Below are 20,944 nucleotides of genomic sequence, written 5' to 3'. Positions count from 1 at the left end.
GTATCACCGCTGGTCGCGGCGACCGGCGATCACCAACCCGGACTCGTACGCGCGGATGACGGCCTGGGTGCGGTCGCGCAGTCCCAGCTTGCCCAGCATCCGGCTGACGTGGGTCTTGACGGTTTCCTCGGTCACCACCAGTCGGCCGGCGATCTCCGGGTTGGACAGACCTTCGGCGACCAGCAGCAGCACCTCGGTCTCCCGCGGTGTCAGCGCGGCCACCCCCTGGTCGGGTGAGATCCGCCGGTCCGGGCCGGGCAACGGCCGGGACCGCGCGAATTCGGCGATCAGCCGCCGGGTGACGTCCGGGGCAAGCAGTGCTCCACCGGCCGCGATCACCCTGACCGCCTCGAAAAGCCGTTCGGCGGTCACATCTTTCAGCAGAAAGCCACTCGCGCCCGCCTGCAGGGCGTCGTACACGTACTCGTCCAGGTCGAAGGTGGTCAGGATCAGCACCCGCGGTCCGCCGTCCGCCGCGGTGAGCTGACGCGTCGCCTGGATGCCATCGACCCCCGGCATCCGGACGTCCATCAGCACCACGTCGGGATGGACGATCGCCGACCTTCGCACCGCGTCCGCCCCGTCGGCGGCGGCGCCGACGACGGTGAAATCCGGTTGGGTGTCGAGCATTCCGGCAAACCCGTCCCGAACCACCTGGTGATCGTCGGCCACCAGGATCCGCACCGGGGCAACGGCGGTCACAGCCGCTCCGCCCTGGCCGGCAACCTGGCCTCGATCAGGAAGCCACCACCGGTTGCCGGACCGGTGCGCAACCGGCCACCAACCGCAGCCGCCCGTTCGCGCATACCGGCCAGACCGAGTCCGACCTGCTGCGGTGCGCCGCCCACGGCCGCGCCCGGGCCCGGCCCGTTGTCCCGGATCCGCAGCCGCAGTTCGTCATCCCGGTAGTGCAGTTCGACGTCGACGGCAGCACCGGGGGCGTGCCGCCGGGCGTTGGTCAGTGCCTCCTGGACGATCCGGAATGCGGCCAGCTCGACCACCGGGTCCAGCGGGTCCGGCCGGCCGTCGACGATCAGCCTGGCGCCCGAGCCGGAGGCCGCCCTGGTTTCGTCGAGCAACTCGTTGAGCTGCCGCAGGCCCGGCTGCGGCTGCCGCAGCGGAGCATCGGTCCCGACATCCTCGCGCAGCACGCCGAGCAGCCGGCGCATCTCGGTGAGCGCGGACCGCGCGGTATCCCCGATGGCGGAGAGCCGCTGCGCGCCGGCAGCCGGTAACTGCGGCACCGTCAGCCTGGCGGTCTCGGCCTGCACGGCGATCATCGAGATGTGGTGGGCCACAACGTCGTGCAGCTCGCGCGCGATCCTGGCCCGCTCGCCGCGCACGCCGTGTTCCAGCAGGGTGTCGAGCACCGCATCCCGATCTGCCGAGTACTGCCGGGTCTGCCGGCCCGACCGGTGGAGCGTGCCGACCCAACAGGCCGACGGCGCCAGCGCCGCCACCAGGACGGCGATCACGTCGGTCTCCCGGTTCGCCAGACCGACCCCGATCGCCAGCACCGCCGGTACCAGCAGCAGCACGATCAGTGCCCCGGCCGGCAGCCGGGATCCGCGGCGCCCCAATCGATACATCGCGCACAGCAGCGCGACGACGCTGGCCACCGTGAGGGTGCCGAACGGCACCATCGAGACCACTGCCGACCCGACGATCAGCACCGCCGACCCGGTCGCCGCCAGCATGGCCAACGGCAGGGTGCTGCACAGCGCGAGCAGCGCGACCAGCAGCACGAACAACGGTCGCACCCCGGGGCCGACGGTGCGCGCGGTCGCCTCGATCACCGCGGCCATTGCCAGCAACACCGCACCGATCGGAACGGCGTGCGGGATCGTGGGCGCACGGTGCGACAGCGATTCCCACCGCAGTGAGCCTCCGGGCGCAGCGTCCATGATGGTCATTCTGTCGGTTCCGGCGCCGATCCGCGTCCCTCGCGTCAGGGACAACCCCGCCCGCGCCCGAGCCGCCCGGGCACCCTGGTCGCTCGCGGCAGTGACCGAAAGATGGCTCCCAGGGGTGACGACCGGGCCGGCCCGGCTGCCTAGCGTTGTCGGAATGGAACCCAGTATCGAAGTCATCGGGCTGCGCAAACGATTCGGCTCGACCCAGGCACTGGACGGGCTGACGTTCGCTGTCCGGCCCGGCCAGATCACCGGCTTCGTCGGGCCGAACGGTGCCGGCAAATCGACCACCATGCGGGTGATCCTCGGGCTGGACGCGGTCGACGAGGGCACCGCGTTGGTGACCGGGCGACCGTACCGGAGCCTGCACCGACCGCTGACCCACCTCGGCTCGTTGCTGGACGCAGCCGCGCTGCAGCCGAGTCGCACCGGTCGCAACCATCTGCTGTGGCTGGCGCATTCGCAGGGCCTTGGCGTCCGGCGGGTCGACGAGGTGATCGAGCAGGCGGGCCTGCAGACCGCGGCCAGGCGCCGGGCCGGCGGCTACTCGCTGGGCATGCGACAGCGACTCGGCCTGGCCGCGGCCATGCTCGGCGATCCGCCGGTGCTGATGCTGGACGAACCGTTCAACGGGCTCGACCCGGAGGGCATCGTCTGGATGCGCGGACTGCTGCGGTCGCTGGCCGGACAGGGTCGCGGGGTACTCGTGTCCAGCCATCTGATGAGCGAATTACAGGACACCGCAACGCATCTGGTGGTGATCGGCCGGGGGCGGCTGGTCGCGGACACCAGTGTCGCTGAGCTGATCGGCGAGGCCTCCGGCGGCCGGGTCACCGTGCGCACCGCTGCCAGGTCGGAGGCGACAGCCGTGCTCGCCGGGGCCGGCGCGACGGTCAGCAGCTCCGACGCCGGGACGTTGACCGTCTCCGGGCTGGCCGCCGAGGCCATCGTGGCCGTGCTGACCCGCAACTCCGTGCCGTTCGCCGAGGTGAGCGCGCACCGCGCCAGTCTGGAAGAGGCGTACATGGAACTCACCAGGGATTCCGTCGAATTCGTCGCGGCCGCGACCCAGGAATCGGCGTCATGACCCGGCCATCGGACGAGGCCATGCTGGACGCGCCATTCCGCTCGGCAGCTCCGGCCGGCCGGGCCGGCTTCGGCGCGCTGCTGAAGTCGGAGTGGACCAAGTTCCGGACCGTCCGCGGCTGGTTGGTCGCCCTGCTGGTCGCCGGTCTGGTTACCTTCGCAGTGGGCGCGCTCTCCGCGACCGGCAGCAAGCGGGAGTGCGCCGGACCGGACGGACAGCCCTGCGCTGTTCACATCCCACCCGTCGGCCCGAACGGCCAGTCGGTGACCGATCGGTTCACTTTCGTCCACCAGGATCTCCCCGGCGACGGCACCGTCACCGCGCGGGTCTCGTCGTTGACCGGTGACGGTGCGGCTCCGGAGCCGTGGGCAAAGGCCGGACTGATCGTCAAGGCCGATCTCACCGAGGGTTCGCGGTACGCCGCGGTCATGCTGACCGGCGGGCACGGGGTGCGCTGGCAGTACGACTTCACCGCCGACGCGGCCGGCACCACGGGCGACGCGGCGGCGCCCTCGACGGCACCGCGCTGGCTGCGGTTGACCCGCAGCGGCGACACCATCGCCGGTTACGACTCGGCGGACGGCGTCAGCTGGAACGCGGTCGGGACGGCGACCATCCCGTTCCCTGGCACCGTGCAGATCGGCATGTTCGTCACCTCGCCCGATCACACAGTCACGGTGCAGCGGTTCGGCGGAACGGAGACCAACTCCGAGGCCAGCCAGGCGATCGCTGCCTTCGACAACGTGGCCGTCAACGGTGGGGCCGGTGACTGGGCGGACACCCAAGTGGGTGGTGACGACGGTGGCCCGGGCCCGACCCCGAACGCCGGCTTCACCGAGGCGAACGGGACGTTCACGATCACCGGCTCCGGCGACATCGCCCCCGCTGTCGCCGGCCCGGAGGGCAACACCGTCGAGCGCAGCCTTGCCGGGGTGTTCGCCGGGCTGATCGTGGTGATGGTGCTCGGTTCGGTGTTCATCACCTCCGAGTACCGCAGGGGTCTGATCCGCACCACCCTCGCCGCCCGACCACAACGCGGACAGCTGTTGGCCGCCAAGGCCCTGGTGATCGGCGTCGTCACCTTCGTCGTCGGGGTGATCACTTCGGCGCTGACCTTCTGGATCGTCGGAGCGATCCGCCGCGCCAACGGCGTGAACGTGATGCCGGTCTCCTGGCAGACGGACCTACGGGTGATCGCCGGAACCGCTGCGCTGCTGGCGGTCTCCTCCGTGTTCGCACTGGCCGTCGGCACCCTGCTGCGGCGGGCCGTCGGTGCGGTCACCATCACGGTCGTGCTGGTCGTACTGCCGTACGTCCTGGCGGTTGCCTCGGTGCTGCCCAGCGGCGCGGCGCAGTGGCTGCTGCGGGTGACGCCGGCGGCCGGGTTCGCCATCCAGCAGTCCACCCCGGTCTACCAGCAGGTGGACGCCACCTACCTGCCGTCCAGCGGCTACTTCCCGCTGTCCCCCTTGGGCGGTTTCGCGGTGCTCTGCGGGTGGACGGCGCTGGCGCTGGCGCTCGCCGCCGTCTCGCTGCGACGACGCGACGCCGCGGCATGACGGCCGCGACCGGCAGCCGGCCGGGCCCGGAACTACTTCGGGCGCTGCACTCCGAATGGACGAAGCTGCGCACGGTCCCCGGGCCGGCGACGTTGCTGATCCTGACCGTGCTGCTGACCGTCGGGCTGAGCGCGGGCATCGCCGGCGCCGTCAGCTGCGGGTCGGCCGGTTGCCAGCAGGATCCGGCCCGGTCCGGTCTCGCCGGCTTCGCCCTCGGGCAGGCGACGATCGCGATCTTCGCGGTGCTGATGGTCGGCGGCGAGTACGGCTCCGGGATGATTCGCAGCACCCTGACCGCCACCACGGGCCGGACCACCGTGCTGGCAGCCAAGGCCGCGCTACTGACGGCTGTGGTGCTCGCCGCCGGGATACCGGCGGCGCTCGGATCCTGGCTGACCGGCCGCCTCCTGTTGCCCGGCAACGGCTTCACCGCCGAGCACGGCACCCAGCTGCTAGGTCTCGGAGATGGCCCGACCCTGCGGGCAGTACTCGGCTCGGTGCTCTACCTCGCCCTGGTGGCGCTGCTCAGCCTGGGCGTCGCGACCGCGGTCCGGGATGCGGCAACCGCTATCGGCATCGTGCTCGGTCTGCTCTACCTGTTCCCGATCATGGTCGGTCTGGTCACCAATCCCGACTGGCACCGGCACCTTCAGCAGATTGCGCCGATGAATGCGGGCCTGGCGATCCAGGACACCGTCGGGCTCGACCAGATGCCGATCGGCCCATGGTCCGGCCTCGGCGTGCTGGCCGCCTGGGCGGCGGCGGCACTGCTGATCGGCTGGTCGGTGTTCACCGTCCGGGACGCCTGAAGTCTCGGCCAGTGCTTCCGTCCGCCGATCTCGCCGGCATGGGATGACGGGCCCGGGGATACGGGGCACCGGAAGGGTCGTCCGGCGCCCCGCATCTGTCCGGCTACCTGACCCGGATCTGGCTCCGGAGCGGCAGATTCGTCGACGAGTTCCCGACCTCGACGCCGTAGACCCCGGGCAGCACCACCCAGCCGTTGCCGGAGTTCTGCCAAACGGCCAGCGATTCCCGGGGAACGTCAAGGTGCACCGTGGTGCTCTTCCCGGCATGCAACGTGACCTTCGAGAACGCCTTCAGCTGGTGCGAGGGTTCGCCGGCCGCCTCGGGCATGGTGACATACAGCTGAACCACCTCGGATCCCGTTCGGCGACCGGTGTTGCGGACCTCGACCGATGCCCGCAGACCGGACTTCGTCGTCGACAGGCGCAGCCTGGTCGTCAGGAACGTGGTGTACGAGAGCCCGAACCCGAAGGGGAACAGCGGTTTCTCACCGGAGCTGGTGTGCCAGCGGTAACCGATCGCCAGATCCTCGTCGTAATAGACCTGCACCCCATCGCCGGGGAACTCGACGGTGGTCTTCGCCGGCCCTTGGTCGTCGGACGCCGGGAAGGTCTCCGGCAGCCGACCGCCGGGTTCCTTGTCACCGAACAACATCTCGGCGATCGCATTCCCCTGTTCCTGCCCGGCATACCAGTTGGCGATCACGCCGTCGACGTCCGTCAGCCACGGCATCAGCACCGCGCCGGAGGTGTTCAGCACCACCACCGTCCGCGGATTCGCCGCTGCGACGGCGCTGATCAGTGCGTCCTGATCGGCCGGCAGACTCAACGTCGAACGGTCCATCCCCTCACTGGTGATGTCCGCGACGACCACCACAGCCACGTCTGCCGCGGCAGCGGCCGCGGCCGCTGCCGCGTGCAGTTCGTCATAGCCGACCTGATATCCCAGGTGCAACGAGGTGCGCGGCACCCGACCGCCGGGGACCGGCGTCGCCGAGACGTAGCTGATGGCGAAGTCGTGTGCCCCGGCGGTGAGGGTCACCAGCGCATTCTGCACCGACTCGGCGCCGGTGCGGAAGGTGAGCAACAGCTGCCCGTCGATGGTGAGGGTGGTGACGCCGCCGGCCTGCAGCGAGAAGCGGTACCCGCCGGCGGTTTCGGCGGTGAACGTACCCACGTAACTCGCCGACCACCCATCCGTCTCCGCGGCCACCGGAGCCGGGGTGCTCCGGATGTCCAGGTTCGGCACGGTCTCGGTTGCCAGCGGAGTTCCACTGAGATCCGTTGAGGCGTAGTACGTCGCGGTCAGGCCGCTGCCGAACGCCGAGGCCGGGACGATCGGCAGCGCCTGGATACCGAGGGTGCCCTGGCTGTAGCTGACCGGAATCCGGCCGGCCCTGGCGGTGATGCCCGCCAAGGGGGTGACGACGGTGCCGTTGGCGTTGACACTGCCGGATCCGCCGCCGTGCGTCTGTGCTCCGGCATCTGCCGCGTCACCGATGACCGCGATCGATCTCGGCCGACGGAACGGCAGCGCGCCGCCCCGGTTCCTGAGCAGGACGCTGCCTTCGACCGACAGCTTGCGGGCGAGTTCGAGATGCTCCGGTGAACTGACCACCTTGTCCACCACGGTTGTCGGGTCGGGAAGCGGATGGTCGAACAGGCCGACCCTGAACATGGCGGTGAGCACATGTACCACCATCGAGTCGACGGTGTCCTCGCTGACGGAACCGTCCAGCACGGCCGCCTTCAGCGCGTCACCGAGATAGCTGTCGCGCGGCATCTCGATGTCGGAACCCGCCTTCGCGGTCTGCACCGTACTGTGCGTTCCGCCCCAGTCCGACATGGTGATGCCGTCGAAACCCCACGTCTCCCGCAAGGTTTCCTGCACGTTGCCGCGGTTCTCGCTGGCCCAGGTCCCGTTGACCTTGTTGTAGGACGTCATCACCGCGCCGACGCCGCCGTGCTGCACGGCGGCCCGGAAGCCGGGGAAGTACAACTCCTGCAGCGCCCGCTGCGAAACGACGACGTCGATCGAGTTGCGCAGGGTCTCCTGATTGTTGGCCGCGAAGTGCTTGACGGTCGCGATCACGTAGTTGGACTGGATGCCGCTGATCGTGTTGGCCGCCAGCTCACCATTGAGATATGGGTCCTCGGTGTAGGTCTCGAATGACCGGCCCCAATACGGCAACCGCAGAATGTTGATGCACGGGGCCAGCGCGAAGTTGTGCCCTTTCCCGGCCTGCTCGGCGCCGTACGCCCGGCCATAGGCGGTGGCGGCGGCGACATCCCAGGTCGCGGCCAGCGATTTCGAGTCGGGCCACTGGGTGACCCCTACCGATCCGTTGCCGACACCGCTGGGTCCGTCGGCCATCCGCAGTGCAGGGATGTTGAGCCGGGTATTGGCCGGGATGCTGCCGGTGAAACCCTGGGTCGCCGGCGCCCCGTGGCAGAACACGATCTTCTCGTCCAACGTCATCTGGGCCACCAGCCGGCGGGCCTTCGCGATCGCCACAGCAGATCCGGGTTGGACCACCGGCGGCGAGGTGACGTCACCCCCAAGGCCGGCCGGCGCGCTCGGCGTCGCCGGCCTGCTGCCGGTCACGGCGGCGGTGGCCGCTGCCGGGCTGACGGTGGCCACGCCGGCCGCGACGGCGCCGGCGCCGGTGAGTTTCAACAGTGCTCTGCGATTGACCTGCATCTGTCCCTCCCAGGACTCATTCTGCTAATACACGGCATAATTGCCGCGCAACGATCGGGACTCACCGTGCGTGAGCCCAGATACCGCCAAATGGGAATGACCATCGCGTCGAACCGGATGGGTCGGTCCGACGGTGAGATGCGCTGTGCGATAAACGCTACGCCCGAAATCTCGAACCGGTCAATGCTTCAAGCAACTTGTTTTCTTTGGCACAGTCGGGCGTCAATTTTGCGTCTTGACAACAAAAGCCTCTCACTTAGAGTTCGGGGTATGGACCTCGAGGAAGGCGGCCGGGAAAGCTCATCTGCCCGCTCCCACCGGCTCGCTCAAGCCGGTGTGCTGGCCGTGCTGCGCAGCGGTCCGGCGGTGTCCCGGGCCGAGCTCGAACGGGCACTCGGGCTCAGCCGGTCAGCGGTGGTGAAGGCGGTCGACCACCTGTTGGCCATGGGGGTGATCGGCGAGGAGCCAGGGCAGTCCGACGGCGGCCGCGGCCGGCCGGGCCGACGACTGGTTGCCCGGTATCCCGGCGGCACCGTCGTCGGGATCGACTTCGGCCACGACCACATCGCCGTGGCCATCGCCGACCTGGACCTGACGGTGCGGGCCGAGGATCGGACACCGTTTCCGGTGGACGACGATGCCAATGCCGCGATGGGCGCGGCGGCCGAGCTCGTCGCCGACCTGATCGACGGGGCCGGGCTCGCCGCCGCCGAACAGCCGACGATCTGCGGTGTCGGGGTTCCCGGCCCGTTGGACGCGGCTCGCCGGATGGTGTCCTCGCCGACGATCCTGCGGAACTGGTCCGGGGTGGACCTGGTGGAGGAACTCGGCCTGCGCACCGGGCTGAGCGTGGTCATCGACAACGACGCGAACCTCGGCGCGATCGCCGAACTGCATGCCGGCGCGGCCGTGTCGTACCAGAACTTCATCTACGTGAAGGCCTCCGGTGGCGTCGGCGCCTGCGTGGTGATCAACGGGCAGGTGCTGCGGGGCCATGCCGGCGCCGCCGGGGAGATCGGCCACACCCAATTGCGGGCGGACGGCGCCTGGTGTCGATGTGGGAATCGTGGATGCCTGGAGACGGTGGTGTCGGTCGGTCAGGTACTCGAGCAGATCGGCAACCTGTATCCCGGCGTTCCCGATCTTCGGGAGAACCTGCCGGAGCTCGCCGCGCACCCGGTCGCCCGGAAGGTACTCGCCGAGTCCGGGCGCACCCTCGGCATGGTGTTGGCCAACCTGTGCGCGCTGCTCGACCCGGCCGCCTTGGTGATCGGCGGCGAGCTGGTACTTGCCGGGCCGGAATTCATCGCCGGATTGGATGAGTCGGTTCAACGGCTGGCGCAGCCAGGACGGGACAACCAGGTCCACGTCCATCCGGCAGCTCTGGGTATTCGGGCCGAGCTGATGGGCAGCCTGTTGATCGCCAGGGATGCCCAGCTGGCAACAACCACAGGCTGACGTCCGCACCGGCCGGTCGGGGGCCGGGCGGGACACCGCCCGCGCCCAGGGCGTATCCAACAGTCCGGATCGGCGCGACAATGACGGGGTGACGCCGTTCGTCGGTCGCGATCCGGAGCTCGCCGAGCTGTTGGCGGCGGCCGACGAGGCCGCGCGCGGGCACGGTTCCGTCGCGCTGATCGGCGGCGAGGCCGGCATCGGCAAGACCCGACTGACGGTGGAGCTCGCGGACCGCTTGACCCGCAACGGTTTCGCGATTGCCAGGGGTGGCTGCCGGCCAGCCGACGGGCCTGCGTTCGGCCCGTGGGCGACGATTCTGTCCACCCTGACCGGTGGTGCCAAGGATCTGCCGCTGATCGCCGAGCAGCCGGCGGCGGCGCGCGCAGCCGGGACGGTTCCCGCCGCCGCCGACCGATCGGGCCTGTTCGCCGCAGCGTCCCGGCGGTTGCGGCAGGCGGGCACCCGTCCCTGGCTGGTGGTGCTGGACGACCTGCACTGGGCGGATCGCGACACCATCGCCCTGCTCGGTTATCTGGCCGTCGACGTCGTCGCCCTACCGGTGCTGCTCATCGGCACCTACCGGGACGACGAACTCGATGATGCGGAACTGACCTTCTCGGTACATCCCGACCGGCGGCTGGTGCTGCGCGGCCTGGACCGTCCGGCCCTGGACCGGGCGATCCTCGGGTTGACCGGCGTGCAACTGCCACCACAACAGCTCGCCACCCTGCACCAGCGGACCTCCGGCAACCCGTTTTTCGCGGGCGAGATCGTCCGGCTGCTCCGGGCCGAGGGATCACTGCGCGCTGCTGGATTGCCGATGGCGCTGCCGACATCGGTACGCCTGGTACTCGATCGCCGGTTGGCCCGGTTGTCGTCGTCCGTGGTCGAGATCCTCAGTGCGGTAGCGATTCTCGGGAACGAGGCGGACGAAGCGGTGGCCGCCGCGGTGGCAGGAAAGGATGCGGCATCGTGGGACGAAGCAGTACGGCAGGCGATCGATGCCGGCCTGATCCGCCGACGCGCGCCGCACACCGTCGCGTTCGTGCACGCGCTGATCGCCGAGGCACTGCGCGCGGCACCGGGCGACCGTTCCCGCCGCGACCGGCACGAGCGGGCGGCGCTGGCACTTGCGGCACACAACGGTGCCCGGGACCGGGAGGCCGCGGCGATCGCCGGGCACCTGACCGCCGCGGCCGAACTCGGCGGGCCTGCCGCACCGGCGGTCGAAGCGGCCATCGCCGCAGCCGAGGCGGCTACCGCGACGGTGGCCAACGACGCGGCCGTCCGGCATCTGACCGACGCCCTCGCGCTGCTGCCCCGCGCACCGGAGGTCGTCGACCGCGACGCCCTGCTGATCCGGCTCGGGGACGCATGCGCGGCTGCGGGCGATCCGGTCGGCGCCAGGACCGCTTTCCGCGATGCGGCCCGATCGGCCCGAGACTCCGGCGACGCCAACAGCTTCGCCCACGCGGCGCTCGGCTATGCCGGCGGGCCGGTCGGTTTCGAAGTGGGCTGGCTGGACGCCGAGCAGATCGATCTGCTGCGCTCAGCGCTGAACATGTTGGACGAGCTGGACTCCTCGATCCGGGTCGCGCTGCTGGCCCGGCTGTCCGTGGCCCTCACCCACGCCGAGTCGATCCCGCGCCGCCGGGAGCTCGCCGAGCAGGCGGTGGCGATGGCTCGCCGGATCGGCGATTCGCCTTCGTTGGCGGGCGCTTTGGCCGCCTTGTGCGATGCGATCGCCGGTCCGGACGACGTGGCGGCCCGGCTCGCCGCGGCCACCGAAGTGGCCGATGTCGGGCGGTCCGTCGGCGATCGTCAGACCGAGTTGTTGGGCCGCCGCCTGCGGCTGGTCGCGCTCGCCGAATCCGGTGACTGGCCGGCCGTCGACCGGGAGATCAACGCCTATGCCGTGGCGGGTGAACCGTTGCGCCAGGACCGTTTCGGCTTCTACCCACCGCTGTGGCGGGCCATGCGGGCACTGATGCAGGGTCGCTATGAACTGTCGGCGGAGCTGACCTGCCGGGCTGCGGCCATGGCGGACCGGGCCGGCAGCGTCAACGGACTGCTGCTGACGGCGAGCCAGCACTACGACCGGCTGCTGCAACTGGGCCTGCGGGACGAGGCCTGGCAGGTGTTCACCACGGCCCTGAACGACGCAAGACTGCCGACGTTCTCGGCCGTCGACCATGCGGTGCTGCGGATCCCGTGCGCGCCGGACGACGAGGCGCGGGACCTGCTGGACGGGCTGATCGGCGACGGCCGGATGGCACGACCGATGGACTCGGAATGGCTGGGGGCCATGTGGGTGGCCGGCGAGGCTGCGGTGCGGACCGGGCACCGCGCGGCCGCCGCCGCGGTTCACCGTCAGTTGCAGCCGTACCGCAGGCTGTTCGTCATCGACGGGATCGGTGCGGCCTGCTGGGGTCGGGTCGGTGACCTGCTCGATCGGCTCGGGCTGCTGATCGAGCCGATCGTCCCGCGGCGGCTGCCGGATGCGGGGTCACCGGTGCCGGCATCCGTGTTCCGCTGCGAGGGCGACGCCTGGCTGATCGACTACGCCGGACGGCGGGTCCAGGTCAAGGACGCCAAGGGCCTGCACGATCTCGCGGCGCTGTTGCGCGCACCGGGACGCGAGATCCACGTGGCCGAGCTGGTCGGTGCAGCCCCGGACCGCTCCGATGCCGGCCCGCTGGCCGATCGCCGGGCCATCGCCGACTACCGACGCCGGCTGGCCGATCTGCAGGAGCAGCTCCAGCAGGCCGATGCCGACGCCGATCCCGTTCGCAGCGAGCGATATCGGGTCGAGCGCGCGGCTCTGATCGACGAGCTGGGGGCGGTGACCGGACTGGGCGGCCGACCGAGGGTCGCCTCGTCGGCCACGGAGCGCATGCGCAAGACCGTCAGATTCCGGATCCACACGGCGATCCGGCACCTCTCGGCGCTGCACCCAGAAGTCGGACGTCATCTGCAGACGGCGGTCCGGACCGGAACGTTCTGCAGCTATCGGCCGGAACGCCCAGTTCCATGGGAATTCTGACCATGGGAGTTCCGCCCGTCGGGAGCCCGACCGACAAGCGCCGACCAGGAAAGCGCCGGCCGAATTTCCGGCCGGCTCGCATCGCGAGGCCCGGACTCGCGCCTACCGGATGACTGTCCCACCCGAAACCAGGAGGCATCATGACCACGGTCGACACATCCATCCCGGTCGGCGGCCCGCCGGCCGACCCGGAACAGGCGGCAGAAGAGCTGGCCGGCCGGATCTTCGAGGCGGGACTGGCCGCCGTCGAGCTGGCCACCGTGCACCTCGGAGACCGGCTCGGGCTCTACCGCGCGCTGGCCGACAACGGACCGCTGACCGCGGCGGACCTTGCCAGGGTGGCGGGCATCGCGCCGCGGTACGCCACCGAATGGCTGGAACAGCAGGCCTGCGCCGGGATCCTCGCCGTTGACGATCCGGCAAACGAGTCCGACCGCCGGCGGTACACACTGCCGGCCGGCTGCGAGGCAGTTCTGCTGGATCCGGAATCGCCCGCCTACGTCCTGCCGCTGGCCGACCTGTCGCAGATCATCCCGCCCGTGATGTCCTCGCTGGTCGGGGCGTACCGCACCGGGGCCGGTGTGCCGTACGCCGACTACGGCTTCCACGACATCCAGGCGGCGCTCAACCGTCCGGTGTTCAGGACACTGCTGGCCGACGAATGGATCCCGGCGATCCCCGACGTCCACGCGCGACTGCGGGACGGCGGTCGCGCGATCGAGTTCGGCTGCGGCGAAGGTTGGGCGGCGATCGCCATCGCGGCCGGATACCCCACCGCCACGGTTGCCGGCTTCGATCTCGACGACGCGTCCATCGCGGCGGCGCGCCGGCACGCCGCCGAGGCGGGCGCCGCCGACCGTGTGCAGTTCGAGGTGGCCGACGTCGCCGGCCTGCCCGCTGACGACCGCTACGACGTCGCGTTCTGCTTCGAGATGCTGCACGACCTGGCCCGGCCGGTCGAGGCCCTCCAGGTCGCGCGACGGCTGACGGCGGGCGGACCGGTGATCGTGATGGACGAGCGGGTCGGCGACCGGTTCACCGCGCCGGGCGATCCGCTCGAGCGGTTCTTCTACGGCGCCAGCGTCTTGCACTGCCTGCCGGTGGGGATGGCCGAGCAACCGTCGGCGGCAACCGGTACCGTGATGCGACCGGACACACTGCGCCGCTATGCCCGGGAGGCCGGCTTCACCGACATCAGCGAACTCGACATCGAGCATCCGATGTTCAGGTTCTACCGGCTGCAGGGATAACCCGGCAGCGAGGCGGTCAGCCGGCCTGCTGCTCGATCCCGTCGACCCGGTCCGGGTAGAACGCCACGTGTTCGGCAATCTGCGCGACAGCCGGGTACGGATCGGTGTACTCCCACACCGCATCCACCGCACGGTCGCCGCCGGCCGGGATCGAGTAGTACCCGGCCTCGCCCTTGTAGGGGCAATAACTGGTGGTCTCGGACCGCTGCAGCCGGGTCCGGTCGACATCGGCGAGCGGAATGTACTGCACCGCCGGGTATGACGATTCCTGCAGGGTCACCGCTCGGCGGGTGTCGGCCACCACCTCACCGGCCACCCGCACGACGACCCTGTTCGGGTTCGCCAGCAGAGTGATCGGATGGTCGGGACCCGGTTCGAGGACAGGTTTTTCGGTCATTCCGTGCTCCTTCGATCGGTGACGGGCCGAGTGCCCGACGCGAAGCGCCGACACCCTCAACGGTGCCAACGCTGACAGTCGTCAGACATTCCCGGGTCCGTCGATCGCCGGGCCGGGCGCCGAATCTCGATCAGCTCCGGCCGATCACAGTTCTGCCAGCCCGTTGCCGGCGACCATCAGGCCGATCAGGAACAGCACCACCGCCATGATGACGTCGGTGTTCCTGGTCAACCACTGGTCGGCGGCCGCGAGTGCGGACTCCGCCCGTTCGCCGAGCGACATCTGGGCGATCACCGGGCCGGCGACCCCGAGGCTGGCGATCAGCACGAACACCACAACGGCGACCGCCTGCTCGGCGACCCTCGGGGTGGCATCGGCGATGATGGCGGCACCGGCAGCCAGGAAAACGATGTTCTTCGGGTTGACCGCTGCCAGCAGGAACCCGAGCCGCAGTCCCCCCGCAGCAGTGGTGCCATCGAGCTTCGCCATCCACTTGGGCACCGTCGGTTCGGTGCCGGACGGCGTGCGCCGCAACCACTTGCGGACCGCGAGGACGATCAGCGCCGCCCCCAGAACGATCTTCAGATAGCCGGCCCACCAAGCCGGCTGGCTCGCCAACGTCACCAGATCGGCCAACGCGATCAGCACCGCGGCCACGCCGGCCAGACCGAGCATCCACCCGATCAGGAACGACGTGATCACCGCCCGGGAACACCGGATCACCAGAATCAGCGCCACGATCACCATCGGCACATTCGCCAACAGCAGACCCGCAGCGACCGGCATCGACTGCCCGATCGCCGTCAACACCGCGCATCTCGATCCATGGTCATCCCCGGAGGTTAGCGGCCGGCTCCCAGCCCCCCCATCGCGCCCGGCAACGGGCCCGGCTGCCGCCCTGGCAGCGACCCGACGAAAGTCGCCTCACGTTCGGCCACCGGCCGGCGTCTACCCGGTGAATCCCACGACAGGAGAACCAGATGAAGCGACAGACGTTGATCGACAGCCGACTGGGCGTGCTGACCTTGGTCGCCGACGGCGACGCGCTGACCGGGCTCTACTTTCCCGGCCACCGGCACCGGCCGGAACGCGCCGCATTCGGCCGGGCGGTGGTGGCACAACACGATCCACTGTTCGCCGAGGCCGCGCGCCAACTGCGCGACTACCTGGACGGAGCACGTAGCGAATTCGATCTGCCGATCCGCACCGACGGCGACCCGTTCGACCAACGCGTCTGGCAGTTGCTCCGCGACATCCCCTACGGCACCACGACGAGCTACGGAAAGCTGGCCGCTGAACTGGGTGACGCCAGGCAGGCCCGGCGGGTCGGGCAGGCGGTCGGCCGGAACCCGCTGTCCGTCGTCATCCCCTGCCACCGGGTGGTCGGCGCGGACGGACGGCTCACCGGCTACGCCGGCGGCCTGCACCGCAAGGCGTTCCTGCTCGAACTCGAAGCGCCGGCTGCGGTCGGCGCTGGGCGACTGTTCTGATGACCGACAGGATCAGCACCGGACCCGCGTCGGCCCCGGATCGGTGGCGGCAGCGGGTGGACCACGGCGACTGGACTGCGATCACCGACGAGCTCAACGCCTACGGCGGAGCCGTGCTGCCACAGTTGCTGACCGCTCCGGAGACCCGGGAGATCCGCGAGCTGTATGACGACGACGTCAGGTTCCGCAGCACCGTCGATATGGGCCGGCATCGCTTCGGGCAGGGCGAGTACCGATACTTCGCGACGCCCTACCCAGAGCCGATCGAACGCCTCAAGCAGTCGCTGTACCCGCGGCTGCTGCCGATCGCCAGGGACTGGTGGGACAAACTCGGGCGAGCTGCGGCCTGGCCGGACACCCTGGATGAATGGCTGCAGCAGTGCCATGCGGCCGGACAGACGAAGTCGACGGCCATCCTGCTCAAGTACGGGGCCAACGACTGGAATGCCCTGCACCGCGACCTCTACGGCGATCTGGTCTTCCCGCTGCAGGTGGTGATCAACCTGAACGAACCGGGCGTTGACCACACCGGCGGGGAGTTCCTGCTGGTGGAGCAACGGCCACGGGCGCAGTCCCGCGGCACCGCCACCCTGCTCCCGCACGGCCACGGCTACCTGTTCACCACCAGGGATCGTCCGGTGCGATCGGCGCGCGGATGGTCGGCCGCCCCGGTTCGGCACGGAGTGTCGGCGATCCGCTCCGGGGTGCGGCACACGCTGGCTCTGGTCTTTCACGATGCGGCCTGACCGGCCTCCGGCGAACCGTTACCCTGCGTCGCATCTACATCGATTGTTGATATAGTTTTCCAATGGCTTCCCGTCGTGCCCTAGACCGACCGGATCCGGCAGATCCGGCAGACCCGCCGGATCTGCCCCGACTGACCCGGGCGATCGAAGACTTCAACTCGATCTTCATCCGGCTCCCGTCGGTCCGTCGGCTCAATTTCTCTGCGCTCTCGGTGCTGCACACCCTGGACCGCAGTGGCCCGCTCCGGCTGACGGACCTGCTGGCCACCGAGCAGCTCAAGCAACCGGCCATCTCCAGCCTGGTCAATCGCTTGGCGGCCGACGGGCTACTGGTGCGGGGACCCGACCCGACGGACGGACGAGCGGTACTGCTCTCGCTGACCGCCGATGGCCGGCAGATCGTGCGGTCCCGGCACCGCGACCGGATCACCAGCCTCGGTCGCCTGGTGGACCGGCTCGACGACGACGAGCGCGCCGTCCTGACCGACACCACCCGGGTGCTGGTGCGCCTGGTCGAGATCGCCAAGGAACTCGGGAACGATGGTGCCGCACCGACTTCCGCGCGCAGCGTCGCGGCCGACAGCAAGGGAGTCTGACGAATGTCCGAACGATCCGCGGCCGCCACACCGGCCGAGGCCCCCCGCGCGCTGCCGTTGGCAACCACACCGATCCACGTCCCGGACGACGTGCTCGAGGACCTGCGCCGGCGGTTGCTCACCACCAAATGGCCGCTGGACGTCGGCAACGACGACGCGTTCTACGGGGTGCGGCGCAGCTACCTGCAGCCGCTCGTCGAGTACTGGACGGACGGCTACGACTGGCGGGCCGCGGAACGGGCGATGAACGCCTACGCGCACTTTCGGGTCGAGATCGACGACGTCCCAGTCCATTTCATGTACAAGGCCGGGGTCGGACCGAACCCGGTCCCGCTGATCCTGAGCCACGGCTGGCCGTGGACGTTCTGGCACTGGTCGAAGGTGATCGAGCCGTTGGCCGATCCCGCCGCCCACGGCGGTGATCCCGCCGACGCCTTCGACGTCATCGTCCCGTCGCTGCCCGGCTTCGGCTTCTCCACGCCGTTGACCCGCCCGGATCTGAACTTCTGGAAGATCGCCGACACCTGGCACCAGTTGATGACGGGCGTGCTCGGGTTCGACAGGTACGCGGCCGCCGGCTGCGATGTCGGTGCCCTGGTGACCGGCCAGCTGGGGCACAAGTACGCCGACGAACTGCACGGGATCCACATCGGATCAGCGCTGAAGCTGGACTTCTTCAACGGCGACCTGGCCTGGAACATCGGTGGCGGACAGCCACTCCCGCAAGATATTCCGTCGGACGTTCGAGCACAGGCGATCGGGACGCAGAAGAGGTTCGCCGTCCACCTGGCGGCGCAGATGCTCGATCCCAGCACCCTCGGCTTCGCGCTGGCCGACTCCCCGGCCGGCATGCTTGCCTGGATCCTGGAGCGCTGGACCAGTTGGTCGGACAGCGGCGGCGACGTCGAGTCCGTCTTCAGCAGGGACGATCTGCTCACCAACGCCACCATTTACTGGGCCGGGAACGCTATCGACACCTCGATCCGCACCTACGCCAACAACAACCGCTATCCGTGGGCACCCTCGCACGACCGCCGGCCGCAGGTGCAGGCGCCGACCGGCATCACCTTCGTCGGATTCGAGAACCCGCCCGGGGTGCGCACCGCCGAGCAGCGGGTGCAGAACTTCCTGGCCAGTGATCGCGCCGACTGGTACCACCACGTCAACGTGACGGCGCACGATCACGGCGGGCACTTCATTCCATGGGAGATACCCGACGAATGGATCGACGACCTCAGGCGAACCTTCCGCGGGCGCCGCTGACGGTGTCGAGGTCGTGCTGCACGAGCGCGCCGCTCGACGTAGACCCTTTGTCGCGAACGGGCGGTGCGTCCACGGTCTCGGAAAACTCGTCGACTCCTGCCGAACAGGTATCCCCCGGCGGATGGACGCTCTCTTCGAGGAAACATGCCCCGTCGAGGGCTCCCGATCCGCACGGAAGGTGACGGACATGAACGAGTTCACAGCCATACCGGTTGCCGGTATCCCGGACCTGCAGCGGGCAGCGCTCGCCGAAGCGCGCCGGATGATGCGGGAAGCGAAGGGAGATCGGGCGGCGGCCACCACGCTGATGTACGACGAATTGGAGCGCCGTGGCCTGATCACCCAGGTCGAGCGGGAAACCCTCGGCAAGATGCACCAGGTCGGTCTGCGCAGCGCGAGCTCGAAGAGTTCGGCGTCGAACGATGAGCACGACCGGGCCGACGCCACCGCCGGCTATCTCGAGGTGAGCCGGATGTACGACCGGATGCTGGCCGACGGCGGAACCGGGCCGGTGGCTCTGGCGCTCGCGGCCGGCGCGGTCGGCTCTTACGAGGTGGTGGAGAACCCGGACGGCGTCCCCGGTGTGGTCTATGCCAAGAGCAACCGCAATTACCAGGCGATCCTGGGCGGCGCCGGCGCGATCATCGGGTCCGGGTTCGGCCCGTTGGGCGGCGCGATCGGCGGCGCGGTCGGCGGAGTGATCGGCACCATCGTGGACGACTGCAAGGACTGACCGACCCGTCACCGATGGCCTTGCCCGGAGCTCGCCAAGCAGCCCCGGACCGGGAGCGCCCCTATGGTGAGGGTGGTGAGCACAGATCAGCAGCCATCGGCACTGTCGCAACGGGTCCGGGCAGTCCCGAGGCTGATGCGCCGGGCGCCGTGGTGGCTCACCGTCGTCGTCGGGCTGCTGCTGGTCGGGCTCGGGCTGTTCCTGCTGACCCGCCCGCTGACCGCGCTGGGCGTGCTCGGCTGGTACGTCGGCGTCAGCTGTGTGATCTCCGGCGTCGGCGACCTGCTGTCCGCACCGGCACCGGAGGGGCCGGCGGACCGGCGCGGCAGCGCTGCCGCGCTGGTCGCCGGGTCGGCCTGGATCCTGGTCGGTGTCGCCGTACTGGTCTGGGTGGGCCGCAGCGCCGATGTGCTCGGTCCGCTGGTCGCCGGCATGCTGCTGGTGTCGGGTGTTCTGGCGCTGCTGCGGCTGTTCCGCGACCGGTCGGCCGAAAGCTGGCTGGGCGCCGTGTTCGGGCTCGCCGAGATCGCCTTCGGCGTGCTGGCATTGGTCTGGCCGGACGCGACCCTGATCGTCATCGCCATCCTGTTCGGCGGCCGGACCGTACTGTTCGGGGTATCGCTGATCGGGCGGGGCCTGCTCGCTCGGCTACGCGGGGTCGGGCCGGCCAGCACGCCCGGCCGGCGGTCCCGGTGGCTGCTCGGGCTGCGCTGGACCGGCGCGGTGCTGGTGCTCGCCCTGGCCGCCGTCACCCTGTTGGTGAGTGCCCGGTTCCGGGACGGCATCCCGGTCGCCGACGCGTTCTACGACGCACCCGCCGACCTGCCGAACTCACCGGGGAAGCTGTTGAAATTCGAGCCCTACGACGGTGACCTACCGGCCGGGCTGGCCGGCTACCGGCTGCTCTACGTCACCACCGACGCGGACGGGACCGCCATCCCGGCCAGCGGTGTGCTGGCGGTGCCGACCGGGGCCAGCGAGCCGGCGCCGCTGATCAGCTGGGCGCACGGGACGGTCGGCGTGACGCGGGGCTGCGCGCCGAGCATCGGCCGCAACGCGATCAGCGAAACCGGCATGCCGGCAATGGATTCGCTGGCCCGCAACGGCTGGGCGATGGTGGCCACCGACTACCCGGGGATGGGCACCGATGGCAACTTCCCGTATCTGATCGGCCAGGGCGAGGGGCGCTCGGTGCTGGACGCCGCGCGCGCGGCCCGACAGGTTCCGGGCGTGCGCATCGCCGACCGGACGGTGATCTGGGGGCATTCGCAGGGCGGACATGCGGCGCTCTGGGCCGGGCAACTGGCGGCGAGCTATGCGCCGGAACTCAACGTGGTCGGCACCGCAGCGTTGTCGCCGGCCAGCGATCCGATGGCGATGGCGGCCACCGTGCTGGCGCACCCCGACTCCTTCGGGGCCAGTCTGGCGGTGTCGTTCGTCATCGGCGCCTATACCCGCTACTACTCCGATCTGGACTTCGACCAGGTGATCGCGCCATCGGCGCGGACCATCGTCCGGGAGGCCGCGGCCCGCTGCACCGGTGAGGGCGGCACCCTGGTGACCATCCTGGCCGGGCTGGCCATCGCGCGGGACCAGCCGATCGTCCGGGCCGGTGCGCTGGCCGGGCCGTTCGGGACTCGGCTGACGGCGAACATCCCGACCGGCCCGTGGTCGGCGCCGCTGTTCGTCGGGCAGGGCGAGGCGGACGAGGTGATCCCGTTCCGGATCACCCAGCGGTACGTCTCCGACGAGTGCGCGGACGGCGCGGAGATCGAACTTCACGGCTATCCGGCCGGGACGCACATGAGCATTCTAGAGACCGGATCGCCGTTGAGTCTTCAGCTGGAGAAATGGACCAGTGCCCGGCTGGCGGGCGAACCGGCCACCGGCACCTGCGGTTGA

Annotated in this window: 17 protein-coding genes; 12 read left to right on the top strand and 5 right to left on the bottom strand. The window is 70.0% G+C overall.

Annotated features, from left to right (window positions below):
* Positions 1–3 precede the first annotated feature (3 nt).
* The gene (locus K340_RS0115680) at positions 4–630 is read right to left on the bottom strand and encodes a response regulator (RefSeq protein WP_407662233.1); all 627 of its coding nucleotides are present in this window, start codon (positions 628–630) and stop codon (positions 4–6) included.
* A 68-nt stretch (positions 631–698) separates the two neighbouring features.
* Positions 699–1,904 carry a sensor histidine kinase gene (locus K340_RS0115675; RefSeq protein WP_211229468.1) on the bottom strand — a complete coding sequence of 402 codons (1,206 nt, stop codon included), beginning with the start codon at positions 1,902–1,904 and terminating at the stop codon, positions 699–701.
* 163 nt (positions 1,905–2,067) lie between these two features.
* On the opposite strand from K340_RS0115675, the gene K340_RS0115670 reads away from it, so the two are divergent.
* Genes K340_RS0115670 through K340_RS0115660 form a run of 3 tightly spaced genes read left to right on the top strand, consistent with a single transcriptional unit; the run spans position 2,068 to position 5,368 of the window.
* Positions 2,068–3,000 carry an ABC transporter ATP-binding protein gene (locus tag K340_RS0115670; protein ID WP_029137403.1) on the top strand — a complete coding sequence of 311 codons (933 nt, stop codon included), beginning with the start codon at positions 2,068–2,070 and terminating at the stop codon, positions 2,998–3,000.
* A complete protein-coding gene (locus tag K340_RS0115665) occupies positions 2,997–4,559 on the top strand; it encodes an ABC transporter permease subunit (protein WP_037365047.1) in 1,563 nt (520 codons plus the stop codon). Before K340_RS0115670 ends, K340_RS0115665 begins: the two co-directional genes overlap by 4 nt.
* Positions 4,556–5,368 (top strand): ABC transporter permease subunit, encoded by an 813-nt coding sequence (locus tag K340_RS0115660; RefSeq protein WP_051266501.1) that lies wholly within the window; start codon positions 4,556–4,558, stop codon positions 5,366–5,368. Before K340_RS0115665 ends, K340_RS0115660 begins: the two co-directional genes overlap by 4 nt.
* A 103-nt stretch (positions 5,369–5,471) precedes the next feature.
* Here the strand turns inward: K340_RS0115660 and K340_RS30560 are convergent, their stop codons facing one another.
* Positions 5,472–8,066, bottom strand: a complete 2,595-nt coding sequence (locus K340_RS30560; RefSeq protein WP_051266499.1) for a glycoside hydrolase family 3 C-terminal domain-containing protein — start codon at positions 8,064–8,066, stop codon at positions 5,472–5,474.
* A 270-nt stretch (positions 8,067–8,336) separates the two neighbouring features.
* Between K340_RS30560 and K340_RS30555 the strand changes: the two genes are divergently transcribed.
* The 3 genes from K340_RS30555 (at position 8,337) to K340_RS0115640 (ending at position 13,817) form a co-directional block, all read left to right on the top strand.
* Complete coding sequence (locus K340_RS30555; protein WP_161632117.1) at positions 8,337–9,524, top strand: ROK family transcriptional regulator; 1,188 nt, start codon at positions 8,337–8,339, stop codon at positions 9,522–9,524.
* An 88-nt stretch (positions 9,525–9,612) separates the two neighbouring features.
* Complete coding sequence (locus K340_RS0115645) at positions 9,613–12,567, top strand: ATP-binding protein (RefSeq protein WP_161632116.1); 2,955 nt, start codon at positions 9,613–9,615, stop codon at positions 12,565–12,567.
* Positions 12,568–12,707: 140 nt separating this feature from the next.
* Positions 12,708–13,817, top strand: a complete 1,110-nt coding sequence (locus K340_RS0115640; RefSeq protein WP_037365045.1) for a class I SAM-dependent methyltransferase — start codon at positions 12,708–12,710, stop codon at positions 13,815–13,817.
* 16 nt (positions 13,818–13,833) lie between these two features.
* On the opposite strand, the gene K340_RS0115635 is transcribed toward K340_RS0115640, so the two are convergent.
* Positions 13,834–14,214, bottom strand: a complete 381-nt coding sequence (locus K340_RS0115635; RefSeq protein WP_029137398.1) for a DUF427 domain-containing protein — start codon at positions 14,212–14,214, stop codon at positions 13,834–13,836.
* Between the two features lie 144 nt (positions 14,215–14,358).
* Positions 14,359–15,024, bottom strand: coding sequence for a GAP family protein (locus tag K340_RS0115630; protein WP_029137397.1), 666 nt, complete (start codon positions 15,022–15,024; stop codon positions 14,359–14,361).
* 170 nt (positions 15,025–15,194) lie between these two features.
* On the opposite strand from K340_RS0115630, the gene K340_RS0115625 reads away from it, so the two are divergent.
* The 6 genes from K340_RS0115625 (at position 15,195) to K340_RS0115600 (ending at position 20,944) form a co-directional block, all read left to right on the top strand.
* Positions 15,195–15,704 carry a methylated-DNA--[protein]-cysteine S-methyltransferase gene (locus K340_RS0115625; RefSeq protein WP_029137396.1) on the top strand — a complete coding sequence of 170 codons (510 nt, stop codon included), beginning with the start codon at positions 15,195–15,197 and terminating at the stop codon, positions 15,702–15,704.
* Complete coding sequence (locus K340_RS0115620; protein WP_051266495.1) at positions 15,704–16,450, top strand: 2OG-Fe(II) oxygenase; 747 nt, start codon at positions 15,704–15,706, stop codon at positions 16,448–16,450. The genes K340_RS0115625 and K340_RS0115620 overlap by 1 nt, the downstream gene beginning before the upstream one ends.
* A 62-nt stretch (positions 16,451–16,512) precedes the next feature.
* Entirely contained in the window at positions 16,513–17,046 is a 534-nt protein-coding gene (locus K340_RS30550) for a MarR family winged helix-turn-helix transcriptional regulator (RefSeq protein ID WP_084614515.1), read from the top strand.
* A gap of 3 nt (positions 17,047–17,049) precedes the next feature.
* Positions 17,050–18,309, top strand: a complete 1,260-nt coding sequence (locus K340_RS0115610) for an epoxide hydrolase family protein (protein ID WP_051266493.1) — start codon at positions 17,050–17,052, stop codon at positions 18,307–18,309.
* 187 nt (positions 18,310–18,496) lie between these two features.
* Positions 18,497–19,042, top strand: a complete 546-nt coding sequence (locus K340_RS0115605) for a hypothetical protein (RefSeq protein WP_154674291.1) — start codon at positions 18,497–18,499, stop codon at positions 19,040–19,042.
* Positions 19,043–19,117: 75 nt separating this feature from the next.
* Positions 19,118–20,944, top strand: a complete 1,827-nt coding sequence (locus K340_RS0115600) for a lipase family protein (protein WP_211229467.1) — start codon at positions 19,118–19,120, stop codon at positions 20,942–20,944.

This window comes from Nakamurella lactea DSM 19367 (assembly GCF_000426645.1).
Taxonomy (GTDB): Bacteria; Actinomycetota; Actinomycetes; order Mycobacteriales; family Nakamurellaceae; genus Nakamurella; species Nakamurella lactea.
Note: the sequence above shows the minus strand (reverse complement) of the source record. Positions and strands in the feature narration are given on the sequence as shown.